The organism is Actinomycetota bacterium (genome assembly GCA_040881665.1).
GTDB lineage: Bacteria > Actinomycetota > UBA4738 > UBA4738 > HRBIN12 > JBBDWR01.
Genome location: JBBECT010000004.1, coordinates 903,594 through 925,591, shown reverse-complemented (window position 1 = coordinate 925,591; position 21,998 = coordinate 903,594). Strand labels below are relative to the sequence as shown.

The window sequence follows — 21,998 nt, the reverse complement described above, 5'->3', positions numbered from 1 at the left end:
TTGACCCCGTCCACACCACTCACGATAGTGGAGTCTAACGAACACTCGATAGGGGGAGGCATGGACACGGTCATCGGAAAGGCGCAGGCGGTGCTGGGCACGATAAAGCCGGCGGATCTCGGCATCGTGCTGACCCACGAACACATCTTCGCTCGATTCCACGTGTGGTTCTGTCCCCCCGAAACCGTCGTCGACGAAGCGTTCTGGGAGGCGGCTTTCGCACTCATCGTTCGACGAAGATGGACTAGCATCGCGGGCCGCGGAGCTGGAGCCGCTCGGTCGATGCTCCCGTCGACAGTGAGCCGATGAGCCGCCGCGACACGGCCGCGCCGCGCGATCGGAAGCAGGAGATCTACGATGCCGCGGTCGACCTCTTCTGGCAGAGAGGGTATTTCGGGACGTCGATGCGTGACCTCGCGAGCGCGGTCGGCGTGCAGACGTCATCGCTCTACCACCACAACAGCACGAAGCAGGTTCTGCTCGTCGAGATCATGGAGCGCACGATGAGCAGGCTCACGGCGGAGGTGTCCGAGGCGGTCGAAGGCGCCGAGGGGACCGCGGAGCAGCTCGCGGAGGGGGTCCGGGCGCACGTACTCTTCCATGGGCGGCATCCACGGGATGCGTTCGTGACCGACTTCGAGATCCGCGCCCTGGAGCCGGACAACCGCGAGCGGATCATCGCGATGCGCGACCGGCATCAGGCGATCTTCGAGGGGCTCATCGCCCGCGGCACGGAGCAGGGGATCTTCGACGCGTCGGACGTCAAGACCGCGACATACGCGATCGCGACGATGAGCACCGCTGTGAGCACGTGGTACCGGGCCGGCGGTCGTCTGCCGATCGAGGAGATCGCACGGGAGTACGCGGGATTCGCCCTCGGCATCGTGCGGGGGTGCCCCGTCGAGACGTGAGATGCGTGGTGCGGTCGGGGGGCCTCGGCGGGCCGAGCCCCGGGCAGCGATCCTCGGTTGACCCCGCCCGCGTGTCACCGGCCGTTGCGGGCGCGCCCGAGGGAACGCAAGGACCCGACCAGGCCACCGCGCCCAGCGTCCCGCTTCACAACCTGGGCCGCGTTGCGCCCGGGTATCGCCATGACTCCGCCGCCGGGGTGTGTGCCCCCGCCGCAGAGGTACAGCCCGGCGATCGGCGTCCGGTAGTCCCCGTAGCCCGGGATCGGCCGGAGCGAGAACATCTGGCTCGGGCTCATCTCACCCTGAAAGATGTTCCCCCCGACGAGGCCGAACCGCTCCTCGAGGTCCGGCGGAGCGAGCACCTCCATCTCGTCGACGGCACCCGCGAGGTTCGGCGAGAACTCGCCGAGCGTCTCTATGACGCGCTTGCCGTAGGCCTCGCGCTCCGTGTCCCAGGAGCCATCCTTCACCTCGTAGGGACCGAACTGCGTGAAGGCGAGCATGATGTGCTTGCCCTCTGGGGCCAGGCCCGGCTCGTGAGCGGTGGGAAACATCGCCTCGACGTACGGATGCGTCGACGGCCGCCCATGCTTCGCGTCCTCCCAGGCCCGCTCCAGGTACTCGATCGATGGGGAGATCGCCACCATCCCGCAGTGGAGCTCCCCTTCTTGATCCCAGGAGGGGAAGCGGGGAAGCTCGCCTAGGGCGACGTTCACCTTCACCGACCCCGACTTCGTCTTGTAGTTCTTCACGCTCCGCACGATGTCGCTCGGGAGGTGACTCTCACCGACGAGGTCCAGGTACGTCGTCACCGGGTGCGCGTTCGAGACGACGCGCCCGGCTCGGATGGTGCTGCCGTCGGCGAGCTCCACCCCGACCGCGCGGCCGTTCGAGATGGCCACCCGCGCGACCTGCGCGTCCGTGCGGATCTCGGCGCCGGCGGCGGAGGCGGCCGCCGCCAGGGCGGCACTCACTCCCCCCGTGCCTCCATGAACCCAGCCCCACGCGCCATCATGTCCGTCGATCTCACCCATCCAATGGTGGACGAGGACGTACGCCGATCCAGGCGTCATCGGCCCGTGCCATGCGCCGATCACGGCCTGAGTCGCGAGAGCTCCCTTGACGCGGTCGTCCTCGAACCATTCGTCGAGAAGGTCGGCGGCGCTGATCGTGAAGAGCCGCACCACCTCGGCCACATCACGCCCGGTCCAGTTCCTGAGGCGGGCCGCCAGGGAGAGCCATCGGGGCAGCTCTCGGATCGAGAGGTTCGGCGGGATCACGAACTCGAGCTGCTTGAGCAGCGGTCCGATGTGGGAGAAGTAGCGGTCGAACTCCTTCATCGCGGCTGCGTCGTGCTTGGAGAACCTCGCGATGTTCTCCGCGTCCCGAACAGGGTCGCCCCACAGGGTGAGCGACGATCCGTCCGGGAAGGGAGCGAAGTAGTCCGGCGAGATGATCGACACCTTGTACCCGAACCGCTTGAGATCGAGCTCCGAGATGATCTCCGGCGCCATGAGACTGACCACGTACGAGGCGGACGATACCCGGTAGCCCGGCCACGTCTCCTCCGTGGCGGCTGCGCCGCCCAGGATCGAGCGTCTCTCCAGGACCAGGACGTCGAGTCCGGCCTTCGCGAGGTAGGCGGCACAGGCGAGGCCGTTGTGGCCGCCTCCGATGATCACGACGTCACGTTGCCTCGCTTGCATACGGAAGACTCCTCAAGGTGAAGGTGTCCGGACGATGGCGGTTCCACCGAGTGACCGACCCTGGATCACACGGGGCTCGAGCGATGCGACCTCTGTCACATGCGAACCCGTTCCTTCTTCGGGTCGTAGATCGGCGCGGAGGTCACCGTGGCCGATATGGTGTCGTTCGGTCCCTGGACCTCGACGTTTCCACCCTCCTCGGCGACGTCGGCCCGGATCACGGCGAGGCCGATCGGGCCGAAGATGGGGCTGTTGGTGGGAGACGTGAGGAGGCCCACCTCTTCCCCGCCCTTCATGACCGGGGTGCCGTACTCGGGCAGCTCGTCCCCGTCCCAGCGCAGGGTCTTGAACCGGTTCGGCGGCGCCGCGGCGACCTCGGCGAGCCGGCTCTGGCCCGGGATGTCGGCGCCGAGCGCAACGAAGCGGTCCAGCCCCACGTCGAACGGCGTCCCGGCACCGGGCTGGTAGTCGAAGCCCGTCACGACCATGCCGCTCTCGATGCGACACGTCTCGATCGCCGAGTTGCCGTACAGCTTCGCGCCCGAGGCGACCAGCGCGTTCCACAGGGCTTCGGCGTCGTCACGCCGGACGAACAGCTCGTAGCCGAGCTCCCCTGAGAACCCGGTCCGCGAGATCCAGGCCGGGACGCCGCCGACCTGCGTCAGCTCAGGGCGGAAGCGGAAGTAGCCAAGGCCGCTCAGGTCAGCGTCGGTGAGCTTGCTGAGCAGGTCCCTCGACCCCGGACCCTGTACCTGGAAGTTCGGCATGTCGTGGGTCACGTGCTCGATCCCCACGTCCAGACCGCCGGTCGCCCCCGCGAAGAACTTTGCCAGGTCCATGCCGTTCGTCATGACCCAGAAGTGGTCGTCGGCGAGCCGGAAGACGGTGCCGTCGTCCACGAGGTTTCCCTCGGCATCCAGGAAGCCGCCGTAGCGGACCTGTCCGACCTCCATGCCGGGAGTGTCGTTCGAGAAGACGCGCTGGATCGCCGCCGCGGCATCGGACCCTCGCCACTCCCACTTGATGAGCGGCGACATGTCCCACACACCGACGCCCTCACGGACCGCCCGGTACTCGCCGGGAACGTCTCCGAAGCCGTCGAGCCAGTACCAACCGCCCTCCGCAGCGAAGCTCGCCCCCATCGCCTTCTGCACATCGTGCAGAGCAGTTTTGATCGGCTCTTCCTGTCCCATCTCCCACCCCCTGGCTCGGTTCAACCTGGTCTGTCACGCGTGACCCGCACGTCGCGAAACGCCCATCGAATCGAACGTTCGTTACAGTATCTTCGAGCTTCCCCCGTCGTCAATGGAGACCACAGGTGGACTTCACTATGAAGATGCCGAAAGATGGTGCCGACCGTGTGCCGCATGTTCGGGGAACGAGCTTCCGACCGACGCTGCGGCACGCCCACAGCTGCGCTCAAGTGTTGATGCTCTGAGTTCGAGCAGGCCGAGCCCGACGGAGGAGCGCCGTCGTTCGAGAGATCGGTCGCGACCGCAAGCGCCGGGAGGCGCCGGGAGGCTCGTCGGCCCCGACGGGGGAAAGCTCGGCCTGGAAGAGTTCCTCGCGCGCGAAGCCGAACTCGCAGATGAGCCGATGGATCCCGGTCCGTTCGAACCGTTCCTCGTCGCGCTCAGTCGCATCCAGGACGCGGTGATCTGGGGACTCGTGGCTGGCATCCCGGATGTACGAGACGCTACCGAACCTTTCCGGGAATCACAGCTGAGGTGGTGGAAGTTCACCCGGAACGATCTCGCCCGCCTCATGCGGCGGGTGCGTGAGAAGGAGGCACTGCAGGTCGCTGCCCGAGCGATCGATTCGTTAGCGGACTTTCGAGCCAGAGGACTTAGCTTGGCTGAGCGAGTAGCTCCTTTCGGGTCCTCGCCTTCCTCAAGGGATCGACCTTGGTCATCGAGCGGAGGCCAGGACGTCGGCGACCCACTACTCGTCCGACTCGTTCGGCCCGGAGCATCTCGAACCACCCACGTCCGTCGTCATCACCTCGCCGATCGTATCCGTGCTCTCGTCACTCCTGCGCCTCCTCCCCTTCGGTGTCCCCGCCGAGAGGGTGCCGTGGCCGCGCGCGAGGGGTAGGGGCCGCGCCGGTCATCCGACCGGGGCCGCGTCCCCGGGCAACCTCGGCGACCGTCAGGTGGCGGTGGGCAGCCGGCCGTCCTCCTCGTCCGCGCGGCGGCGGTCCGGGTCGCGGTTCGCCGGGTCCCCGAAGCCGCCGCCTCCGCTCGTCTCGACCCGGACGATCGAGCCGGCCGGCAGCTCGAGCGTCACCTTCGTGGGGACGTCCATCTCCCGGCCCTCCGGGTCGAAGATCGAGATCCTGGTCGGCGCGCCGCCCGTCCCCCCGAGCACGCCGGTCGGCGCGAACCGGGGGTCGGTCTGCTCCCCGTACACGGTGGCGATCTGGGCGAAGTCGAGCACCTCGTACTCGCGCCGGATCCCAAGGCCCCCGTCGTGCTCGCCGAGCCCCTGGGACCCGGGAACCAGCTCGGTCCTGCGGAGGCGAACGGCGTACTCGGCCTCGGCCACCTCGGTTGGCAGCAGCACGACGTTCGACATGTAGGTGTCCACGCCGTCGAGGCCGTCGTCGAAACGATGTCCGCCGGTCCCACCGCCGACGACGTCCATCATCACCGACGGCCGACCGGTCTTCGGGGACACGCTGTCGAGGTTCACGTCGAAGAACGCGACCGTCCCGCTCGCCACCGCCTTCTCCGGCCAGATCTGCGACGCGGCCCGGATGAGGGTCTCCGCGAGCCGCTGACAGGTGTTGTGGCGGACCGAGACCGCCGCGGGCGGGTTGGGGTTCAGCACGTTGCCCCTCGGGCACACGATGTCGACCGCGCGCAGGGCCCCGTCGTTCGTGGTCATCGCCGGGTCGGTGACCGCTCGGAGCAGATACACGATCACGGCCCGGGTGCTGGCCCACGGGACGTTGAGGGCCCCGGGGATCTGGGGGGCGGTTCCCGACAGGTCGACGGTGAGGCGGTCCCCACGCTTGACGAGCCGGGCGTGGATCCGCGTCGGAGGGCCGCCCGCCCCGTCGTCGTCGAGGAACCCTTCCGCCTCCCCCTCACCGTCCGGCAGGTCCCGCAACGCGGCACGGGCCGCGCGCTCGACGTGATCGAGGGCCTGGGCGAACGCCGTCTCGACGGTGCTCGCTCCGTACCGCTCCACCGCCTCCTCGAGCCGCCGACGCCCCAGCTCGCAGGAGGCCCGCTGCGCGCGGAGGTCCGCGATCGTCGTGATCTTGGCGCGGACGTTCTCGGTGATCACGGAGAAGAGGTCGGGGTCCTCCTGCCCGCCCCGGTAGAGGTGCACCGGCGCCATGACGAGACCCTCCGCGTACAGCTCGCGGAGGTCGGGCCCCTCGGTGCCGGGGTTCACGCCGCCGACGTCGATGTGGTGCGCGGTCGACCCGGTCCAGGCGAACAGCCGTTCCCCGATGAAGACCGGCAGCAGGATGTTGATGTCCGGCGTATGCATGCAGCCCTCGTACGGGTGGTTCGCGATGAACGCGTCGCCGGGCCGCAGGGTGTCCCGCCAGCGGGAGAGCGTCGACTTCACCACGAGCGACATCGCGCCGAGCTGCGCCGGAATGAAGTCGGCCTGCGCGACGAGGTCGCCTTCTGCATTGAAGAGCGCGCAGCTGAAGTCGGCCATCTCGCGGATGATCGGGCTGAAGCTCGAGCGCTTCATCAGGCTTCCCATCTCCTCCGCGGCGGAGAGGAGCTGCGCATGGACCAACTCGAACGTGATCGGATCGAGCCGAGCGGTGCCGCGGGCGGCTCGCCGCCGCGGGTGCTTCGGGGCCGGTCCGGTCCTCCGGGTCATCGTCCGCCTCCTTCCCGGATCCAAAGGTTCCCGTCCCGGTCCACCGTGGCCGTCTGCCCGGGCAGCAGGACGGTCGTCGAGTCCATCTCCTCAACGATCGCCGGTCCCACGATCCGGTTGCGTGCCCGGAGCTCCTCCCGGGCCAGGATCGGCACCTTCCCTCGCCGGCGGCCCCCGGGGAGTCGCACCTGCCGAGCGCCGACGACCGCGCCGCGGACCGGGTCTCGCCCGCCGGAGGCGACCGGCAACCGCTCCGGCCTGGGGAGGCCGCCGAACCCGGAGAGCCGGAGCGTGACCAGCTCGACGGCCTCGTCGCGGGCAACGTGTCCGTAGGTGCGCTCGTGCAGCTCGTGGAAATCCCCGACGAGCCGTCGAAGGGCGGCCGGGGTCAGGCCCCGCAGCGGCACCTGCAGCTCGAACCCCTGGCCGAGGTAGCGACAGTCGGCACTGCCCACGAGCCGGATCTTCGTCTTCGGGATCCCGTCTTCCCGCAGCTGCACCGTCACCCGCTTCGCCGCGGCCCGGTACCAGGCCGCAAGCTCGTCGGTCTCCCCGGGCTCCACGGTCCGGAGGACCGTCTGCGACTCGTCGATCCGCAGGTCCGCTGCCACGAGCCCCGCGGCCGAGAACAGCCCCGGGTGCCGCGGCACCACAACCGAACCCAAGCGCATCTCCCGCAGGAGGCGACCGGCATGCAGGGGTCCCGCCCCACCGAACGCCACGAGCGCGTAGTCGCTCGGGTCGACCCCCCGCTCCACCGACACGCGACGGAGCGCGCGGACGACGTGCGCCATCGCCACCGCGATGATGCCCTCGCCGGCCTCGTCGACCTCGAGCCCGAGGTCCTCGGCCACGCGCCCGATCGCCTCGCGGCCCGCCTCGACGTCGAGGGCGAGCCGACCGGCGAGCGGCGTCTCACCCCCGAGCGTTCCCACCACGACGTGGGCGTCCGTCAGGGTGGCCTCCTTGCCGCCCCGCGCGTAGGAGGCCGGACCCGGGTCCGCCCCGGCGCTGTCCGGCCCCACCCGGAGGCGGCCGGCCGCGTCCACGCTCGCGATGCTCCCGCCGCCGGCCCCGACGGTCACGAGGTCCACCGACGGCGCGAGGATCGGGTGCGTGTCGACCTCCTCCATCGATGTGACCGGCGGAACGCCGTCGGCGATCAGGCACACGTCGACCGAGGTGCCTCCCATGTCGAGGGCGATCAGGCGATCGATCCCGTGGCGCGCACCGAGGTCGATCGACGCGGCCACCCCGGCGGTCGGGCCCGACAGCAGGAGACGATGGGCCTCCTGATCGGCGCGCTCCGCGGGAACGCTGCCGCCGTTCGACTGCATGATGAGGAACGGTTGGCGGACCCCGAGCTCGCGGAGCGAATCCCGCGCGCGGAGGAGGTAGCTCCCCACGATCGGGCGGAGCCCGGCGTTGAGGGCCGTCGTGGCCGTCCGCGGGTACTCGCGGAACTCCCGCGCGATCGCGGAGGACAGTGTGATCGGCAGATCCGGGAACCGGCGCTCGAGCGCCTCGCCCAGTCTCCGCTCGTGCGCGTCGTTCATGTAGCTGAACAGGAGCGAGACCGCGATCGCCTCGGGCTCGTGACGCGCGACCTCTTCCACGATGCGCTCGACCTCGGCGTCGGTGAGCGGCGTGACGACCTCGCCGTCCCACGCGAGCCGTTCGTGCACCTCGAGCCGGTCGCGGCGACGGACCAGCTCTCGAGGACGGCGCTGCTCCAGGTCGTAGAGCTCGGGACGCGCCCCCTGACGGAAGGACAGCACGTCGCGGTAGCCCTCGGTGGCGAGCAACACGACGCGCGCCAGCTGGCCGGTGATCGCCGCGTTCGTGGCGACGGTCGTGCCGTGGAAGACCGAGCGCACGAGCGAGAGCGGGGTGCCCAGGTCCGAGAGCTCTCGCACCGCGTCGGTGAGCCCGACCGCGGGATCGCTCGGCGTGGACGGCACCTTCGCCACCCGGACCTCGCCCCGTCCCGAGAGCGCGACCGCGTCGGTGAAGGTGCCGCCGACGTCGATGGCGATGATCCAGCCGTCGCGGACCGGCCGGGGGACGGGCTTCCCCCGGCCGGTCCGAGCCTTCGAGCGCGTGGCTGCCATCAGCGGACCGCACCTCCTCGACGTTGCGCCCGCCCCGCGAGCTCTTGCTCGATCACCGGTCCTCCCTTCGCTGCGGGAATCCGATGTGGTACACGATGTCCGTCAGTTCAACACCTAGCCGCCCGCTTGTGCCCGCGCCCAGGCGTCCAGCCAGAGGGCCTCCTTGTCCGGCTCGAGCGGGACCGGGATCACACCGAGCTCGTGCTCGAAGTCCTCGGGGCGGACGATCGCCGACTCGAGCCACTCCGGCACGTAGTCATCTGCCACCAGGTTGTCGGGGGTGACCCCGTTCTGCGGCTGCTGGTAGCCGACCCAGCTGAAGTTCTTCAGCGTCACCGCCTCGTCCAGCATGTAGTTCAGGAACATGTGGGCGAGAACGGGGTGCTCCGCGTCCTTCGCGACCACCATCGTGTCGTTGGCGATCAGCCCCTTCGCCGGGTTGGCCGTCGCGTTCGGCGGCCACAGGTACCGGGCCACCGAGGGGTCGTCGCCCTTCGGGAAGTAGTAGGGCGTCGCCACTATGTCGCCCGACAGGGCCTGATGGACGCCGAACGTGCCCTCGGGGAGCTTGGCGTACGGGCCGTCGATCGTGTACCGGATGTTCACGAGGTCGGCGAGCTCCACCAGCGCGTCGCCGGCGGCGGCGATCTCCTCGGGGCTAGCGTCGGCCGGGTGGACCTCCACCCCGTTGCGGAACATCGTGCTCTGGATCGCCTCCGAGATGTCGTCGTACAGGCCGGCGATATTCTCGACGGCCGGGTTCCAGAACACGTCCCAGGGGGTCGGACCCTCCGACAGAAGGCCTTCGTCGACCATGTCGGTCCGGTACCCGATCCCGGTCTTGTACACGGTGTAGGGAACGGTGTACTGCGAGCCCTTGTCGTAGAAGGGATCCGCGAGGAACGGCCAGACGTTGGCCTGCAGGTTGGGGATGTAGTCGTGGTTCAGCGGTTGTACGAGCTTCCCGGCCACGAGCTTGCTGATGTTCTCCGAGGTCGGGAAGTAGACGTCGACCGGGATCTCCCCCGTCCGGAGCTTCCGGAGCGCCTCCTCCTCATTGTAGAAGGTCGTGAGCTCGACCTCCACCCCGAACTCGTCCGTGAAGTCATTCAGGACCCGGACCCACAGGTAGTCGGCCCAGTTGTAGATCCGCAGCGGTCCGGGCTCGGCGTCCAGCCCGGACTCGATCGGCGGGTTGTCGTCGTAGATCGGCTGGGTGGCCGGGCTCTCGGGCCGGCCGACCACCAACTCGCCCCCGCCCCCGTCGTCGCCGACACTGCCGCCCTCTTCGCCCCCGCACGCTGCCAGGATCGCGGCAGCCGTCGGGAACCCGATCCCGGCGGCCGCGGCCCTCCGGAGGAACTCCCGACGGTTCACTACGCGCCGGCCGTTCCCGATCCAGCCCTCTCGTGGATGGAACGCCATGCTATCCCCTCCTTCGCATTGGTCGACTCCTTGGCATTGGCCGACTCCTTAGGCATTGGCCCACGGTTCAGTCGTTCCCGACCCGCTTCATCCCCCTTCCAATGCCTCAAATGACGCTGTGCTCCCTGGGAAGCTTCGACAGCACCTCCAGGCCGGTGTCGGTCATCAGGATCGTGTCTATGAAGCCGCCACCCCAGCCCTCCTCCGGAAAGTCAAAGAGGTTCTCGTAGTTGGTGAGAACTCCGGGCTCGAACATCGCCTCCTCGAACGTTTCTCCTCCGAGGTAGATGTGGCCGACCCAATCCGGCGGAAGGTCAGCTCCAAGCGAATAGCCGCCGATCCACCACACGTCCGTCCTGAGTCCCTGTTGGTCGATGTACTCGTCAGCAATCCGTTGCGCCTCCGACAATGGCATGCCAACGGTAACGGCCTCCAGTAGCCGAGTGACGCTCGGGGCCGCCTGCGCCAACACCTCTCTGGCTCTCGGGAAGTCCCCGACGCTGAAGGTCCTGCTGAGATCGGCGTGATACCGCTTGTAGACCCCGCAGAAGTCTACCCAGACCATCTCCTCGGGCCCGATACGGCGTGTCGTTGAGGGGCCGTGGTAGTGGGAGCTTCTCGGCCCCGAGTGGACCAACACGCGAATCGCGGGTTCTTCGCCCCCCTGTTCCAGGAGGAGTCGATAGATCTCTGCCGCGACCTCGAGTTCGGTGACGCCGACGTCGATGGAGGACCGAACACCGTCCATTGCGGTGTCTGCGATCTCTGCCGCCCGACGGACATAGTCGACTTCCTGTGGAGACTTGACGAACCGAACACGGTCGACGAGGAAGGACCCATCAACGACGTCGGCGCCTTCCTCTCTGAGACGGCTCGCGAGCGCCGCAAGAGTGGGGCCGGATGGAGCCCGGCTCCAGTATTCGAGGCCCACCCGACGTCCACGCACACCCAGCTTCTTCAGAGCCGTCGCCACGGTATCTACCTCGGGCATCGCAAAAGATGACGGGCCCTGCCCACCGTCACGAAGCGGGCTTCCGATCTCGAAGTAGATCGCCTCATCGATCAGTGTCGTCGTCGCCGCACCTTGGGCCTGATGATCGGTGCCGTCGAGAAGAACGGCGGGTCCCTCCTGTGAGAGAACGAGTCCGGTCGGAGTCCTGCCGTCGTACCAGATCAACTCATGGTTGGCTAGGTAGTACAGGTTGGCCGGAGAGGTGACGTACAACACATCGATCCCTCTCTCCCGCATCAGCCTCTTCGTGTGTTCTCGCCGAAGCTCATACTCCTGCTGGGAGAAAGGAACATCAGCGTCCATAGAGCCTTCAGTACCCACGGTCCCCCCTTAAGTCGTCTTACCCTGTTCCGAGTCGGCCGACAGAAGAACCCGATCATAGAAGTCTCGCAGGTGCTGGGTTACGAGACGGCGTATGGCCGCGTCGTCGCCCGTACTCACGGCATCGAAGATCGCTTGATGCTCCTTGACCAGCTCAGGGATATCGGCTTGCGGATCCGGCAGGGCACTCAGTGCGTCGAGAAGATACCTGGCGATGACGTCGCGGATGGCGACCATCACCACATGCATCGTCTCGTTGCCCGACGCCTTCACCAGCGAGAGATGGAAGCGAACATCGGCTGCATCAAAATCCTCCAGCGAAAGGCTGGGCCGCTTCATTTCCGCGAGAGCATCCGCCGCTTGGCTGAGCAGCTCCTGTCGGGGATCGCGGGCGACTCGCTGGAGAGCTCCGGTTTCGAGAACGATTCGGAACTCAACGAGGTCATCGACTGGCACACGCTGCAGGCGCAGTAGATTCGCGAGATGGTCTCGCAGAACGTCTGTGGAGTACTCAGAGACAACCGAGCGACCCACCGGCGCCCCGCTGGAGAGAATGAGCCCCTCCGTCTCGAGCGATCTCAGTGCCTCCCGAACGGAGGCCCTGCTCACGCCGAAGGTATCGGACAGGCTCCGCTCAGTGGGCAACAGATCCCCGGGGGAGAGAGCGCCCGTCAGGATTGCCTCACGCACCTGGTCCGCCACCTGCTGGTAGAGGGGCCGCCGATGGACCTCTGAGAAGGTCAGGCCGCTCCCCCTCGCCGTCCAGCTGGTCTCCCTGAGCGCTTCAGGACCGCTGGCACGTCCGCTCGCCTTCGAGGGCACGCCTCTAGTCTGCGGCACCCCAAGTACGTTGCCACCCTCCTGTCCATGCCGATCCGACCCGCCGATCCGTACACACGCCTGTTCTTTGCGAGTGGCGCTCATGGGATCGGACGGTCTCCTTCAGGTAGCGGGTCGCGTCGTGAATCTCCAGCATCCCGTCGCCCCCCAGAACGTCGGCTCAGCCAAGAACTGATCTGGTCAGATTGTCAGACCACCCTAGCCCGCCCAACGGCTGGCGCGCAAATCCCGGCGAGGTTCCGGTAGCGTCCTGACCAGCATCGATCCTTTGGCTCGCTCGAACAGTCCCGCGAACGGGGCTGGCTCTCGAGGAACCGGCGCTCCTCGCGCGCCATGAGCTCGTGCAGGCACGGGTGGTCGATCGTTCCCATGGTTCGTCCTCCCGACGCCTCCTAGTGGCTCGCGCACCGGTCCGGATCACCCCGGCTCGGGGTCGGGGTCCCTGCGTATCAGATCTCGAGGCGGGCGAGGTCCTCGACCGCGGAACCCCGGGCGCCCTCGCGCTTGCGGTACCTCCGAAGGAACAGGCCGGCTAACGTGATCGCGGTGAGCGAGCCGAACAGCAGGAGGCTCGCGAGGGCGTTCAGCGCGGGGCTCGGGGCCATCCGCGCCGAGCTGTAGAGACGGACCGGGATCGTGATCGAGCTCTCTTGCGAGACGAGGAAAGCGCTGATCACGAAGTCGTCGATCGAGAGGGCGAACACGATCATCAGTGCCGAGAAGATCGCCGGCGCGAGCAGGGGCAGGAGGACGCGACGCAGCGACTCCCACTGCGTCGCCCCGAGGTCCATCGCGGCCTCCTCGTACTCCCTTCCCACGGCGAAGAGGCGGCCACGGATGATGATCACGACTAACGACAACGAGAACGTGACGTGCCCGAGGAGCTGGGCCGGGGTGCCGAGCGGCACGAAGTCGAGGAGGTTCGTGAAGACCAGGAAAAGTGCGACCCCCATCACGATCTCGGGCGTGACCAGGGGAAAGAGCATGAGAAAGTTCGCCGGCTTCGCACCGCGGCCACGCCAGCGGGCGAGCCCCAGCGCGAGGGCGACACCCAGAGGCGTGGTGATCAGCATCGACAGGCCGGCGAGCTTCAGGCTCTGGATCAGCGCGAGCCGCAGGGACGGGTCGTGGAGCACCGAGAGGTCCGGGTCCTGGAAGTACCACTGAAACGAGAACCCCTGCCAGGTGCTCCTCGACCGCCCGGCGTTGAACGAGAACTGGACCGCGATGACGATAGGGACGATCGACCAGGCGAGGTAGATCCACGTCCAGAGCGCGAGGAGCCTGGGACGGTTCCAGGGGTTCGCGAGCCAGCGCTTGAGACGCGCGAGGACGGACGGGCGTTCGATCTCCAAGCGGCCCAGCGTCGTCCCGGCGCTCACGCCCGCGCCTCCCGGGTCGCACGCGCGACGCTGAGGAGGTAGTAGACCATCAGGAGCCCGACGAAGCCCATCAGGATTAGCGTCAGGGCTGCGCCCCGCCCGCCGCCCGAGGTCGTCTGGTTCACGAACAGGTCGATCTCGTTGGCGAACATCCTCGTCTTGGGCGAGCCGGAGAGAAGGTTGGGCGTGTAGTAGTCGCCGAACATCGGCAGCATGATGATCACGGTGCCGGCAAGGATCCCCTGCTTGGAGAGCGGCAACGTCACCCGGAGGAAGGTCCAGAAGGGGCTGGCCCCGAGGTCCCGCGAGGCCTCGACGACGGCCTCGTCGATACGATCGAGCGCCGCGAACAGCGGCAGGATGAAGAACGGGATGTAGCCGTACACAAGGCCGAGGATCACGGTCTCGTGCCGTCCCACGAGCCACTCCCGAGGTTCGTCGAAGATCTGGAGGGCCATCAGGATCTGGTTCACGTACCCCTCGCGGTCCAGCAGGTTGACCCAGGAGAGCATCCGCATCAGGTAGTTGATCCAGAACGGCGCGATCAACAGCACGAGGATCAGGATCTTCCAGCGGCCGGCCCGGCGGGACACGTAGTAGGCCACGGGGTACCCGATCAGGACGGACAGCGACGTCGCGACGATCACGTAGGCGATCGTTCGGAGGGCGGTCTCCCCGAGGGCGCCCCCGAAGATCTCACCGAACGCCTCGGCGAAGACCCCCGGATCCCACGCCGCCGGGTTCCACACGGGCTCGGCGGTGAGGAAGATCGGGTCGAGCTTCCCCATCGCCACCGAGAGGATCGCGTAGAAGGGCGTGAGGAACAGCAGGATCAGCCAGGTCACGCCCGGCGCGGCGAACGCTCGCCACAGCCAGGTCCGTTCGCCGACGACGCCCGTTTGCTCAGCCACGAACCCTCTCCATCAGGTCACGTCCCGCGTAGTGGTGTAGTTCCTCACCGTGCACGTCAGCTCTCGAGGCGGCACTATGCCTGAAGCAGATGCGCGGTGACCGCTGAACCGGTCCCGGTTCTTTGGACACGACCTTGGCCGTGTTTGCGATGATAGGGCTCCGACGTGACCGCGACACCGATTCAACCGAGGCGCCTATAGTGCACCGGATGGACGATGGGCTCGAGACCGTGATACCGGCGCCGCGGTCGTCACGATGGACCCGTTGCGGCCCCGTGCCGAGGCGGTGGGGCTCGGCGGCGGTCGCATCCTCGCCGTCGGTACGCGCGACGAGATCGAAACTCTCCGCGGACCGCGAACCGCCGAGATCGCGCTGCCCGCGTTCCAGGACGCGCACAACCACGCGTGCTTCGCTGGTCGCTACCGTCTGACGTGCGACCTCCACGACCTCCACGGCCGCGAGGAGTACCTCGACGCGGTCGCGGCGTATGCGACCGCGAATCCCGACGCGGAGTGGATCTACGGCGGTGGTTGGGCCATGTCCGCGTTCCCGGGCGGCCTGCCGCGTGCGGAGGACCTCGACCGCGTGGTCCCGGACCGGTGCGTGTACCTGATGAACAGCGACCTCCACGGCGCATGGGTGAACTCGCGCGCGCTCGAGCTCGCCGGCATCGATCGCGACACGCCCGACCCGCCGGGCGGAAGGATCGAGCGGGATCCCGACGGGTCGCCGACGGGCACGCTGCACGAATGGGCACGGGATCTCGTCGCAGCGCTGCTCCCGCCAACATCGGAAGAGACGTGGCGCGCCGCGATCCTCGCGTCGCAGCGGCATCTGCTGTCGTTGGGCGTCATCGCGTGGCAGGACGCATGGGTGGAGCCCGACGTGCTCACCGCGTACCGCGCGCTCGCGGGCTCGGGCGAGCTCCGCGCTCACGTCGTCGCGTGCCAGTGGTGGGAGCGTACGCGCGGCATGGAGCAGATCGCCGGCATGGTCGAACGCCGGGCCTCGTCGTCGGTCGGCACGCTCAACACCGGAACCGTGAAGATCATGCAGGACGGGGTGCCGGAGAACTTCACCGCCGCGGTCCTCGAGCCCTACCTCGAGGTCGACGGCGCCGGCGGCGGCACGGGCTTCAGCTTCAACGACCCCGCCGCCCTGCGCGAAGCGATCGTCGCCCTCGATGCCGAGCGGTTCCAGGTGCACGTCCACACGATCGGCGACCGTGCGATCCGGGAGACGCTCGACGCCTTCGAGGCCGCCGTTGACGCGAACGGCCGGCGCGACGCCCGGCACCACCTCACGCACCTGCAGCTCCTCGATCCCGCCGACGTCGAACGGTTCCGAGCACTCGACCTCGTGGCCACCGTGCAGCCGTACTGGGCCTCGGCCGACGAGCAGATGACCGAGCTGACGATCCCGTACCTCGGCCATGAGCGGAGCGGCCGGCAGTACGCGTTCCGTTCGCTGCACGACGCTGGCGTGCGGCTCGCGTTCGCGAGCGACTGGGCGATCACGACCGCCGATCCGCTGATGGGGATCGAGGTGGCCGTGACGCGGACCGACCCTGAGGACCGCGGCGCCGAGCCGTTCATCCCGCAGGAGGCGCTCCATCTCGAGACGGCGCTCGCGCCGCGACGATCGGGAGCGCGTACGTGAACCACCTCGACGATACGACCGGCACGATCGAGGTCGGCAAGCGGGCTGACCTCGTCGTGCTCGACCACGATCCGACCGACCCCGACCTCGCCGGTCCCGCCGACGCCCGCGTCGACCTGACGATGATCGGCGGCGAGGTCGTCTACGAGCGAGGAGCCTACCAGTGAGCGATATCGGCCCGATCAAGCGGTGGTACTTCGAGGAGTTCGACCCGCCGAACGAGGCGCCGTTCTCCCGCGACGAGTATCGCGGACGGTGGGAGCGGATCCGGGCGGCGATGGAAACCGCCGGCATCGGCTGTCTCGTCCTCACCGCGCCGGAATCGATCTGCTACGTCACCGGCTACGCGGCGGAGTGGTACCAAGCGAACGGCCCTGAAGGGTGGGTGCCGGGCTCGTGCGCGGTCCTGCACGTCGATCACGACGCCCCGATTCAGTTCGACGACGAGGAGGAGGTCACGCTCGTCCGCTTCACGAGCGTCGTCGACGACGTGCGGATCGGTCCGGGCCTTGGAACAGACATGGTCGACTTCGTCGTCGACGAGCTGCGCGCGGCGGGCTGGCTCGACGGCCGCGTCGGCGTCGAGCGCCGCAGCTACCGCCCGCATCCTGCCGCGGCGGCGTACGCGGACGCAGCGTTCGCGCGCGCCGGCGCCGAGACGGTGGACGCCACCAGCGTCGCGCGAAGCGTCCGCCGCTGGAAGACCCCGGCCGAGCTCGAGGTGGTCCGCGAGGCTCAACGCGTCGCCGACGTCGGGATGGCCGCCGCCCGCGACGCGATGGCGCCGGGCGTGACGGAGCTCGAGGTCTACGGCGCGATAATCCACGCGATGGCGTCGGCCGGCGGGGAGGTCGCCGCCATCCCGCTGCCGGTCGTGTCGGGCTACCGCGCGTCGACGGTGCACGGGCTCGCGAGCCGTCGCAAGCTCGAACCCGGCGACGTTGTCAACGTCGACGTCTGCGGCGTGGTGAACCGGTACCACGCGAACATGGCGCGCTGTTTCTCGATCGGCGAGCCGTCGGCCCCGGTGCGGGGGCGGATCGACGACGTCAGCCGCGCCGTCGACGTCGTGGCCGGTCTGCTGCGGCCCGGGCTGCCCGTGCGCGAACTTCTCGCAACGGTCGAGGCGTACTACCGCGACACCGGCCTGTGGGGCGACGAATGGTGGATCGGCGGCTACGAGCTCGGCATCGCCTTCCCGCCCGACTGGGTCGGCGACTTCTATTACGAGGCGGGCTCCGATCCCGGCGACGAGACGTTCCGCTCCGGTGACGTCGTGAACTACGAGGCGAACTTCTACCTCCCCGAGGCGAAGGGGCTTGCGCTCAGCATCAACACGTTGTCCTTCGAGGACGATGGCGCCGCCTTCCTCCAGTCGACCCCGTCCGAGCTGTTCGTCGTTCGGCGCCTGAGAGCCGGGTTCGGCGTCTGATCCGTGCTCCAATGATTCCCGCGTGATCCCCGCGACGCAAGATCCCATGTCGCAGCGGAGCCGTCCGCCCGGGCGTGGCCATCCGGGTGTGCGCCGCGGCAGCGGCCCATGACCGCACGGGGAAAGCTCCACCTTCCGGAGAGAACGACCCCGGGGCCGGAGAGAACGAACCCGGGGAGGTCGTCGGTATCCCGCTCCACGAGGGCTGTATCATGAACGGCCGTATGTCGACGTTCGCAGTCCACGCATCCGGGGTGACGCTCGAACCCGAAAAGCTCGATCTTGCTCAGGTGCTGTCCGGCGACCCCCGGACGGCCGCCGTGCTCTGGGAGTCGGAGGACGGTCGCATCATGCGTGGCGTCTGGGAGTGCACGCCGGCCGTCGTAGCCGATGCCGAGCAGGACGAGCTGTTCGTGATGCTCCAGGGTCGCGCGACCGTCGACGTCGAGGGAGGGCCCACGCTGGAGTTGGAGCCCGGGGTCGTCGGGGTCCTGGAGCGGGGCGCCCGCACGCGCTGGCCCGTGCAAGAGACGATCCGCAAGGTCTTCCAGATCACGCTGACGGACTGAGGTCTGCGATGCCGAGGAGCGCGATCAACCGCGTGTGGGCCGACGCCGAGCGCAAGGTGTTCTGGCTGGATCGGTCGGACGCTCCGGGAGAAGAGCCGCATCTCTCGGGCGCGACGGAGGCCGATCTTGCGATCGTCGGTGGCGGCTTCACGGGCTTATGGGCCGCCATACAGGCCAAGGAGGACGACCCGGCTCGTGAGGTCGTGCTGTTGGAGAAGGACACCGTGGCCTTCGGAGCGAGCGGGCGGAACGGAGGCTTCTGCGATGCGTCGTTGACGCACGGTCTCGCGAACGGCATCGAGCGCTTCCCCGACGAGATCAACCAGATCGAGGAGCACGCGCGCGAGAGCTTCGAAGGACTGCGGAGGACCGTCCGCGAGCACCGGATCGACTGCGATTGGACGGAGAGTGGCATGCTGGTCGTCGCGAGAGAGCCGCACGAGCTCGAGTGGGCGCGCGACGCCGTCGGTCTGCTCAGGAAGTTCGGGCACCAGGCTGAGGAGCTCGACAGCGAACAGACACGGGCCGAGGTGAACTCGCCCACGTACCTCGGCTCGTTCTGGAAGCGGTCCGGCAGCGCGATGGTCGATCCGGCCCGGCTCGCGTGGGGCTTGAAGCGGGTGGCGCTCGAGATGGGGGTTCGCATCCACGAGCGAACGCCGGTGAAATCGATGGTCCGGGACGGCGCGGGGGTGAGGCTCACGACGCGAGGAGGCGTGGTGAAGGCTGGTCGCGTGATCCTGGCCACGAACGCGTTCCCACCGCTCGCTCGCGCGATACGTCGCTACGTCGTGCCGGTCTACGACTACGTGCTCGTGACGGAACCGCTCAGCGAGTCGCAGTGGGCCTCGATCGGGTGGCGCAACCGTCAGGGGATCGGCGAGATGCCGAACCAGTTCCACTACTTCCGCGTCACCGCGGACGGCCGGATCCTGTGGGGCGGCTACGACGCCATCTATCGCTTCGGGAACGGCGTCGATTCCAGGTTCGAGGAGCGTCCGCAGACGTTCGCCCTGCTGGCAACCCACTTCTTCCAGACCTTCCCTCAGCTCGAAGGCCTGCGGTTCTCGCACCGATGGGCGGGAGCGATCGACACGTGCAGCCGCTTCAGCGTCTTCTTCGGGACGGCTCTGGACGGTCGGGTCGCGTACGCGGCGGGCTACACCGGTCTTGGGGTGGGAGCCACCCGCTTCGGCGCCCGCGTGGCTCTCGACCTGGTGGACGGGAGCGACACCGCAAGGACCAGGCTCCGGATGGTGCGCAAGAAGCCGATCCCGTTTCCTCCTGAGCCCCTTCGATACCTCGGGATCCAGCTGACCCGAAGAGCGCTCGAGCGGGCGGACCGGCGACACGGCAGGCGAGGGCCGTGGCTGAGGCTGCTCGACGCGCTCGGTCTGGGGTTCGACTCGTAGACCGGGTCGTTCATCGAGCCACCGTCGCGGTCCTCGGTGGCGCTCGTCTGGCATCGTCGCGCTGCCTTCGGCTCCGTGACTAACTTGCGCGGGCCGATGCGGCGGCCGTCCGCCGAGCAGGAGGTGCGTGCAAGTAGGAGACGCGAGGACGATTGCCTTCTTCCCCGAGCCCGGTGCGTGGAGTCCAACCAACAATTGCATCGCAATCGCGGAGGTGCTCCGCGGGCGAGGACAACGCGTGGTGTTCGTCGTGGACTCCTCGTTCGAAGGGCTCCTGGAAGCGAAAGGCTTCGGGGAGCGTGCGATGCGGATGGCGCCGCCTCAAGAGGATGCGGATCCGACCGCGGATCCTGGACCGAGTTCATCCGCGTCACGTCGCCGGAGTTCCGCAAGCCGACGATCGAGCAGCCAGGCGACCGTCACGCCGCCGATCTGGGAGGCGCTGGTCGCCGGCGTGAGGTACTCGCACCACCGGCTCATGGAGATCTGAAACGACATCCGGCCGGACGTCGTGTGTACGGACAACGTCACGGGCTTCCCCGCCGTCGAGCTTGCTGGATGCCCGTGGGCGCGCTTCGTCTCCGCGAACCCGCTCGAGATGCGCGATCCGGATCTCCCGCCCCCTCTGTCTGGGTTGCCAACCGACGACCGGAGGGAGGTGGCAGGTCTTCGGAACGAGTATCGCCGAGTCCACAAGGACCCGCTGGCCGAACACAACGAGTTCAGGGTCTCCGTCGGCTTGGAGCCGTGCCCACCCGCCGAGTTCAACACGCACTCGCCGTTGCTGAACCTGTACCTGTTCCCGGAGGTGGTCAACTACCCGCGCTCGGTCCCCCTCGATACGACCTGGCACCGGCTGCAGTCGACCGTTCGAACCTCTGAGGAGCCGTTCGACGTGGACGAGCAGGTGCCCGGCGAGGGGAAGGCCGTCTACCTGTCCCCGGCATCGGCCGCCGAGCTTCCTCACTGGCAGAGGTTCCTCCCGGGGACCACGGCATGGCGCATCTCCTACGGCAGGCGTCAGGTGGTCGAGGGCGTGAACGCGATGCTGAAGGGAGGCTTCGTCAACATCCAGCACAAATTCTTGCGCGTCTTCGGCCTCGCGAAGATGACGCTGCTGCTGGCCTTCACCCTGGCCGGCTACAACCTCGAGGCCATCCGCTCGTTCCTCTCGAAGAAGGAGGCGGAGCGCACCGCGGCGCCGCCGAAGAGGACGAGGAAGAAGCGTCGCACCGGGACGTGGACCGACGTGATCGGCTCTGATCGTCCGGAGTCCGGCCGCTCACCGCCTCCGGGCTGACCAGCCCGAGTTCGAAGAACACCTCACCTCTGAAGAAGGGCGTCGCCGGCATGTTCCGGTGACGCCCTTCGTGCTTCTCGAGCGCCGATCGCCCGTCGCGTCGACTGCCGAACGACCGAATCCAGCCCCCGATCGCGCGAACCGACCGCCGGGCGCCTCTTCAGTGGAGTTCTGAGATGTCAGGGGCCCCAGTTTTGAGAACACCCCAACGGTGGGGTTCTCATAACTCCCTGGCCACACGGTTTGCGGCACTTCTGGAGGACCTCCCACAGGTTAAGAGAGGTACCTCCCACAGCAGGATGGTGGCGTTCCCGTAACCGTGCGCGTTCAGACTCTCTCGGCTGTCCCCTCCCCTTGGAGGCGGGTGACTGCGATCTCAGCCCTCGCGACTCCCAGCGCGGAGCAGTGAGATCGCCTCACGCGCGGCGCGCTGCTCGGCCTCCTTCTTGGATCGTCCGGAGCCCTTGCCGAGTGACTTGCCGTCGATGTCCACGGTGGCGGTGAACTGTCTCTCGTGGTCGGGTCCGCTCTCCTCGTATTGGTACACGGGCGGCATGTCGGCGATCTCCTGGAGCTCCGTCTTGTAGTCCCGGTTCTCCGGGTCCTCGCCCCCCGCCCAAGCTTCCATCCGGGGGCGGAACAACTCCTCGACCCAGGCGCGAGCTGCGTCGGGTCCGAGGCCGAGGTGCATCGCCCCGATGACGGCTTCGAGCGTGTCAGCGAGGATGCTGTCCTTGTCCTGGCCATTCGAGGCCAATTCGCCCTTGCCGAGCTTGACCTCGTCCCCGAGACCGAGTTCCCGCGCGACGTCGGCGAGCGCCGACTCGTTCACGATCGCCGCGCGAAGCTTCGCGAGCCAGCCCTCCGGCCTGTCCGGGTAGGCGGCGTATGACATCTGTGCCACCGTGACCCCGAGCACGGCATCCCCGAGGAACTCGAGGCGCTCGTTCGTGCCCGTGACGCGATCGAGTCCCTGCTCGAAGGCGTAGGACCGGTGGGTGAGGGCAAGGTTGCGCAGCTCGCTGTACCACAGCCCAGCCCGTTCCATCCCGGGAATCGTACTCTCGCTCACCTCAGTCGAGTGCGAGATGGGCGCAGGTCGCGCTCGGCTACTCTGGGTGAAGCTCGTTCCAGAGACCGTCGCTGGCTCCAGACGT

General features: G+C 68.1%; 18 protein-coding genes. 8 read left to right on the top strand and 10 right to left on the bottom strand.

Going from position 1 to position 21,998, the window contains the following annotated elements:
• Positions 1 to 60: 60 nt before the first annotated feature.
• Together WEF05_05475 and WEF05_05470 are read left to right on the top strand one after the other, a co-directional pair.
• Complete coding sequence (locus WEF05_05475; protein ID MEX1101342.1) at positions 61 to 309, top strand: hypothetical protein; 249 nt, start codon at positions 61 to 63, stop codon at positions 307 to 309.
• Complete coding sequence (locus WEF05_05470; protein ID MEX1101341.1) at positions 306 to 911, top strand: TetR/AcrR family transcriptional regulator; 606 nt, start codon at positions 306 to 308, stop codon at positions 909 to 911. The genes WEF05_05475 and WEF05_05470 overlap by 4 nt, the downstream gene beginning before the upstream one ends.
• A 74-nt stretch (positions 912 to 985) precedes the next feature.
• Here the strand turns inward: WEF05_05470 and WEF05_05465 are convergent, their stop codons facing one another.
• The 9 genes from WEF05_05465 to WEF05_05425 all read right to left on the bottom strand — a co-directional run bounded on the left by WEF05_05465 (position 986) and on the right by WEF05_05425 (position 14,468).
• Complete coding sequence (locus WEF05_05465; GenBank protein MEX1101340.1) at positions 986 to 2,617, bottom strand: NAD(P)/FAD-dependent oxidoreductase; 1,632 nt, start codon at positions 2,615 to 2,617, stop codon at positions 986 to 988.
• 95 nt (positions 2,618 to 2,712) lie between these two features.
• Positions 2,713 to 3,810, bottom strand: coding sequence for an aminomethyltransferase family protein (locus WEF05_05460; protein MEX1101339.1), 1,098 nt, complete (start codon positions 3,808 to 3,810; stop codon positions 2,713 to 2,715).
• Positions 3,811 to 4,765: 955 nt separating this feature from the next.
• A complete protein-coding gene (locus WEF05_05455) occupies positions 4,766 to 6,466 on the bottom strand; it encodes a hydantoinase B/oxoprolinase family protein (protein MEX1101338.1) in 1,701 nt (566 codons plus the stop codon).
• The gene (locus WEF05_05450) at positions 6,463 to 8,577 is read right to left on the bottom strand and encodes a hydantoinase/oxoprolinase family protein (protein ID MEX1101337.1); all 2,115 of its coding nucleotides are present in this window, start codon (positions 8,575 to 8,577) and stop codon (positions 6,463 to 6,465) included. Before WEF05_05450 ends, WEF05_05455 begins: the two co-directional genes overlap by 4 nt.
• A gap of 114 nt (positions 8,578 to 8,691) precedes the next feature.
• Positions 8,692 to 10,002: an extracellular solute-binding protein gene (locus WEF05_05445; protein ID MEX1101336.1), complete on the bottom strand. Its 1,311-nt coding sequence runs from the start codon at positions 10,000 to 10,002 to the stop codon at positions 8,692 to 8,694.
• A gap of 106 nt (positions 10,003 to 10,108) precedes the next feature.
• Positions 10,109 to 11,317, bottom strand: a complete 1,209-nt coding sequence (locus WEF05_05440; GenBank protein MEX1101335.1) for a Xaa-Pro peptidase family protein — start codon at positions 11,315 to 11,317, stop codon at positions 10,109 to 10,111.
• 27 nt (positions 11,318 to 11,344) lie between these two features.
• Entirely contained in the window at positions 11,345 to 12,259 is a 915-nt protein-coding gene (locus WEF05_05435; protein ID MEX1101334.1) for a FadR/GntR family transcriptional regulator, read from the bottom strand.
• A 365-nt stretch (positions 12,260 to 12,624) separates the two neighbouring features.
• The gene (locus WEF05_05430) at positions 12,625 to 13,530 is read right to left on the bottom strand and encodes an ABC transporter permease (GenBank protein MEX1101333.1); all 906 of its coding nucleotides are present in this window, start codon (positions 13,528 to 13,530) and stop codon (positions 12,625 to 12,627) included.
• A gap of 23 nt (positions 13,531 to 13,553) precedes the next feature.
• The gene (locus WEF05_05425; GenBank protein ID MEX1101332.1) at positions 13,554 to 14,468 is read right to left on the bottom strand and encodes an ABC transporter permease; all 915 of its coding nucleotides are present in this window, start codon (positions 14,466 to 14,468) and stop codon (positions 13,554 to 13,556) included.
• Positions 14,469 to 14,733: 265 nt separating this feature from the next.
• Here WEF05_05425 and WEF05_05420 point away from each other — a divergent pair, with 265 nt between their 5' ends.
• From WEF05_05420 to WEF05_05395, 6 genes are all read left to right on the top strand, one after another.
• Complete coding sequence (locus tag WEF05_05420; protein MEX1101331.1) at positions 14,734 to 16,128, top strand: amidohydrolase; 1,395 nt, start codon at positions 14,734 to 14,736, stop codon at positions 16,126 to 16,128.
• Complete coding sequence (locus WEF05_05415) at positions 16,125 to 16,295, top strand: amidohydrolase family protein (GenBank protein MEX1101330.1); 171 nt, start codon at positions 16,125 to 16,127, stop codon at positions 16,293 to 16,295. The genes WEF05_05420 and WEF05_05415 overlap by 4 nt, the downstream gene beginning before the upstream one ends.
• The gene (locus WEF05_05410; GenBank protein MEX1101329.1) at positions 16,292 to 17,560 is read left to right on the top strand and encodes a Xaa-Pro peptidase family protein; all 1,269 of its coding nucleotides are present in this window, start codon (positions 16,292 to 16,294) and stop codon (positions 17,558 to 17,560) included. Before WEF05_05415 ends, WEF05_05410 begins: the two co-directional genes overlap by 4 nt.
• Positions 17,561 to 17,784: 224 nt before the next feature.
• Positions 17,785 to 18,129, top strand: coding sequence for a cupin domain-containing protein (locus WEF05_05405; protein ID MEX1101328.1), 345 nt, complete (start codon positions 17,785 to 17,787; stop codon positions 18,127 to 18,129).
• An 8-nt stretch (positions 18,130 to 18,137) separates the two neighbouring features.
• Positions 18,138 to 19,541 (top strand): FAD-dependent oxidoreductase, encoded by a 1,404-nt coding sequence (locus WEF05_05400; GenBank protein MEX1101327.1) that lies wholly within the window; start codon positions 18,138 to 18,140, stop codon positions 19,539 to 19,541.
• A 658-nt stretch (positions 19,542 to 20,199) separates the two neighbouring features.
• Positions 20,200 to 20,841: a hypothetical protein gene (locus WEF05_05395; GenBank protein ID MEX1101326.1), complete on the top strand. Its 642-nt coding sequence runs from the start codon at positions 20,200 to 20,202 to the stop codon at positions 20,839 to 20,841.
• Positions 20,842 to 21,217: 376 nt separating this feature from the next.
• On the opposite strand, the gene rnc is transcribed toward WEF05_05395, so the two are convergent.
• Positions 21,218 to 21,889 carry a ribonuclease III gene (rnc, locus tag WEF05_05390; GenBank protein MEX1101325.1) on the bottom strand — a complete coding sequence of 224 codons (672 nt, stop codon included), beginning with the start codon at positions 21,887 to 21,889 and terminating at the stop codon, positions 21,218 to 21,220.
• Positions 21,890 to 21,998 lie beyond the last annotated feature (109 nt).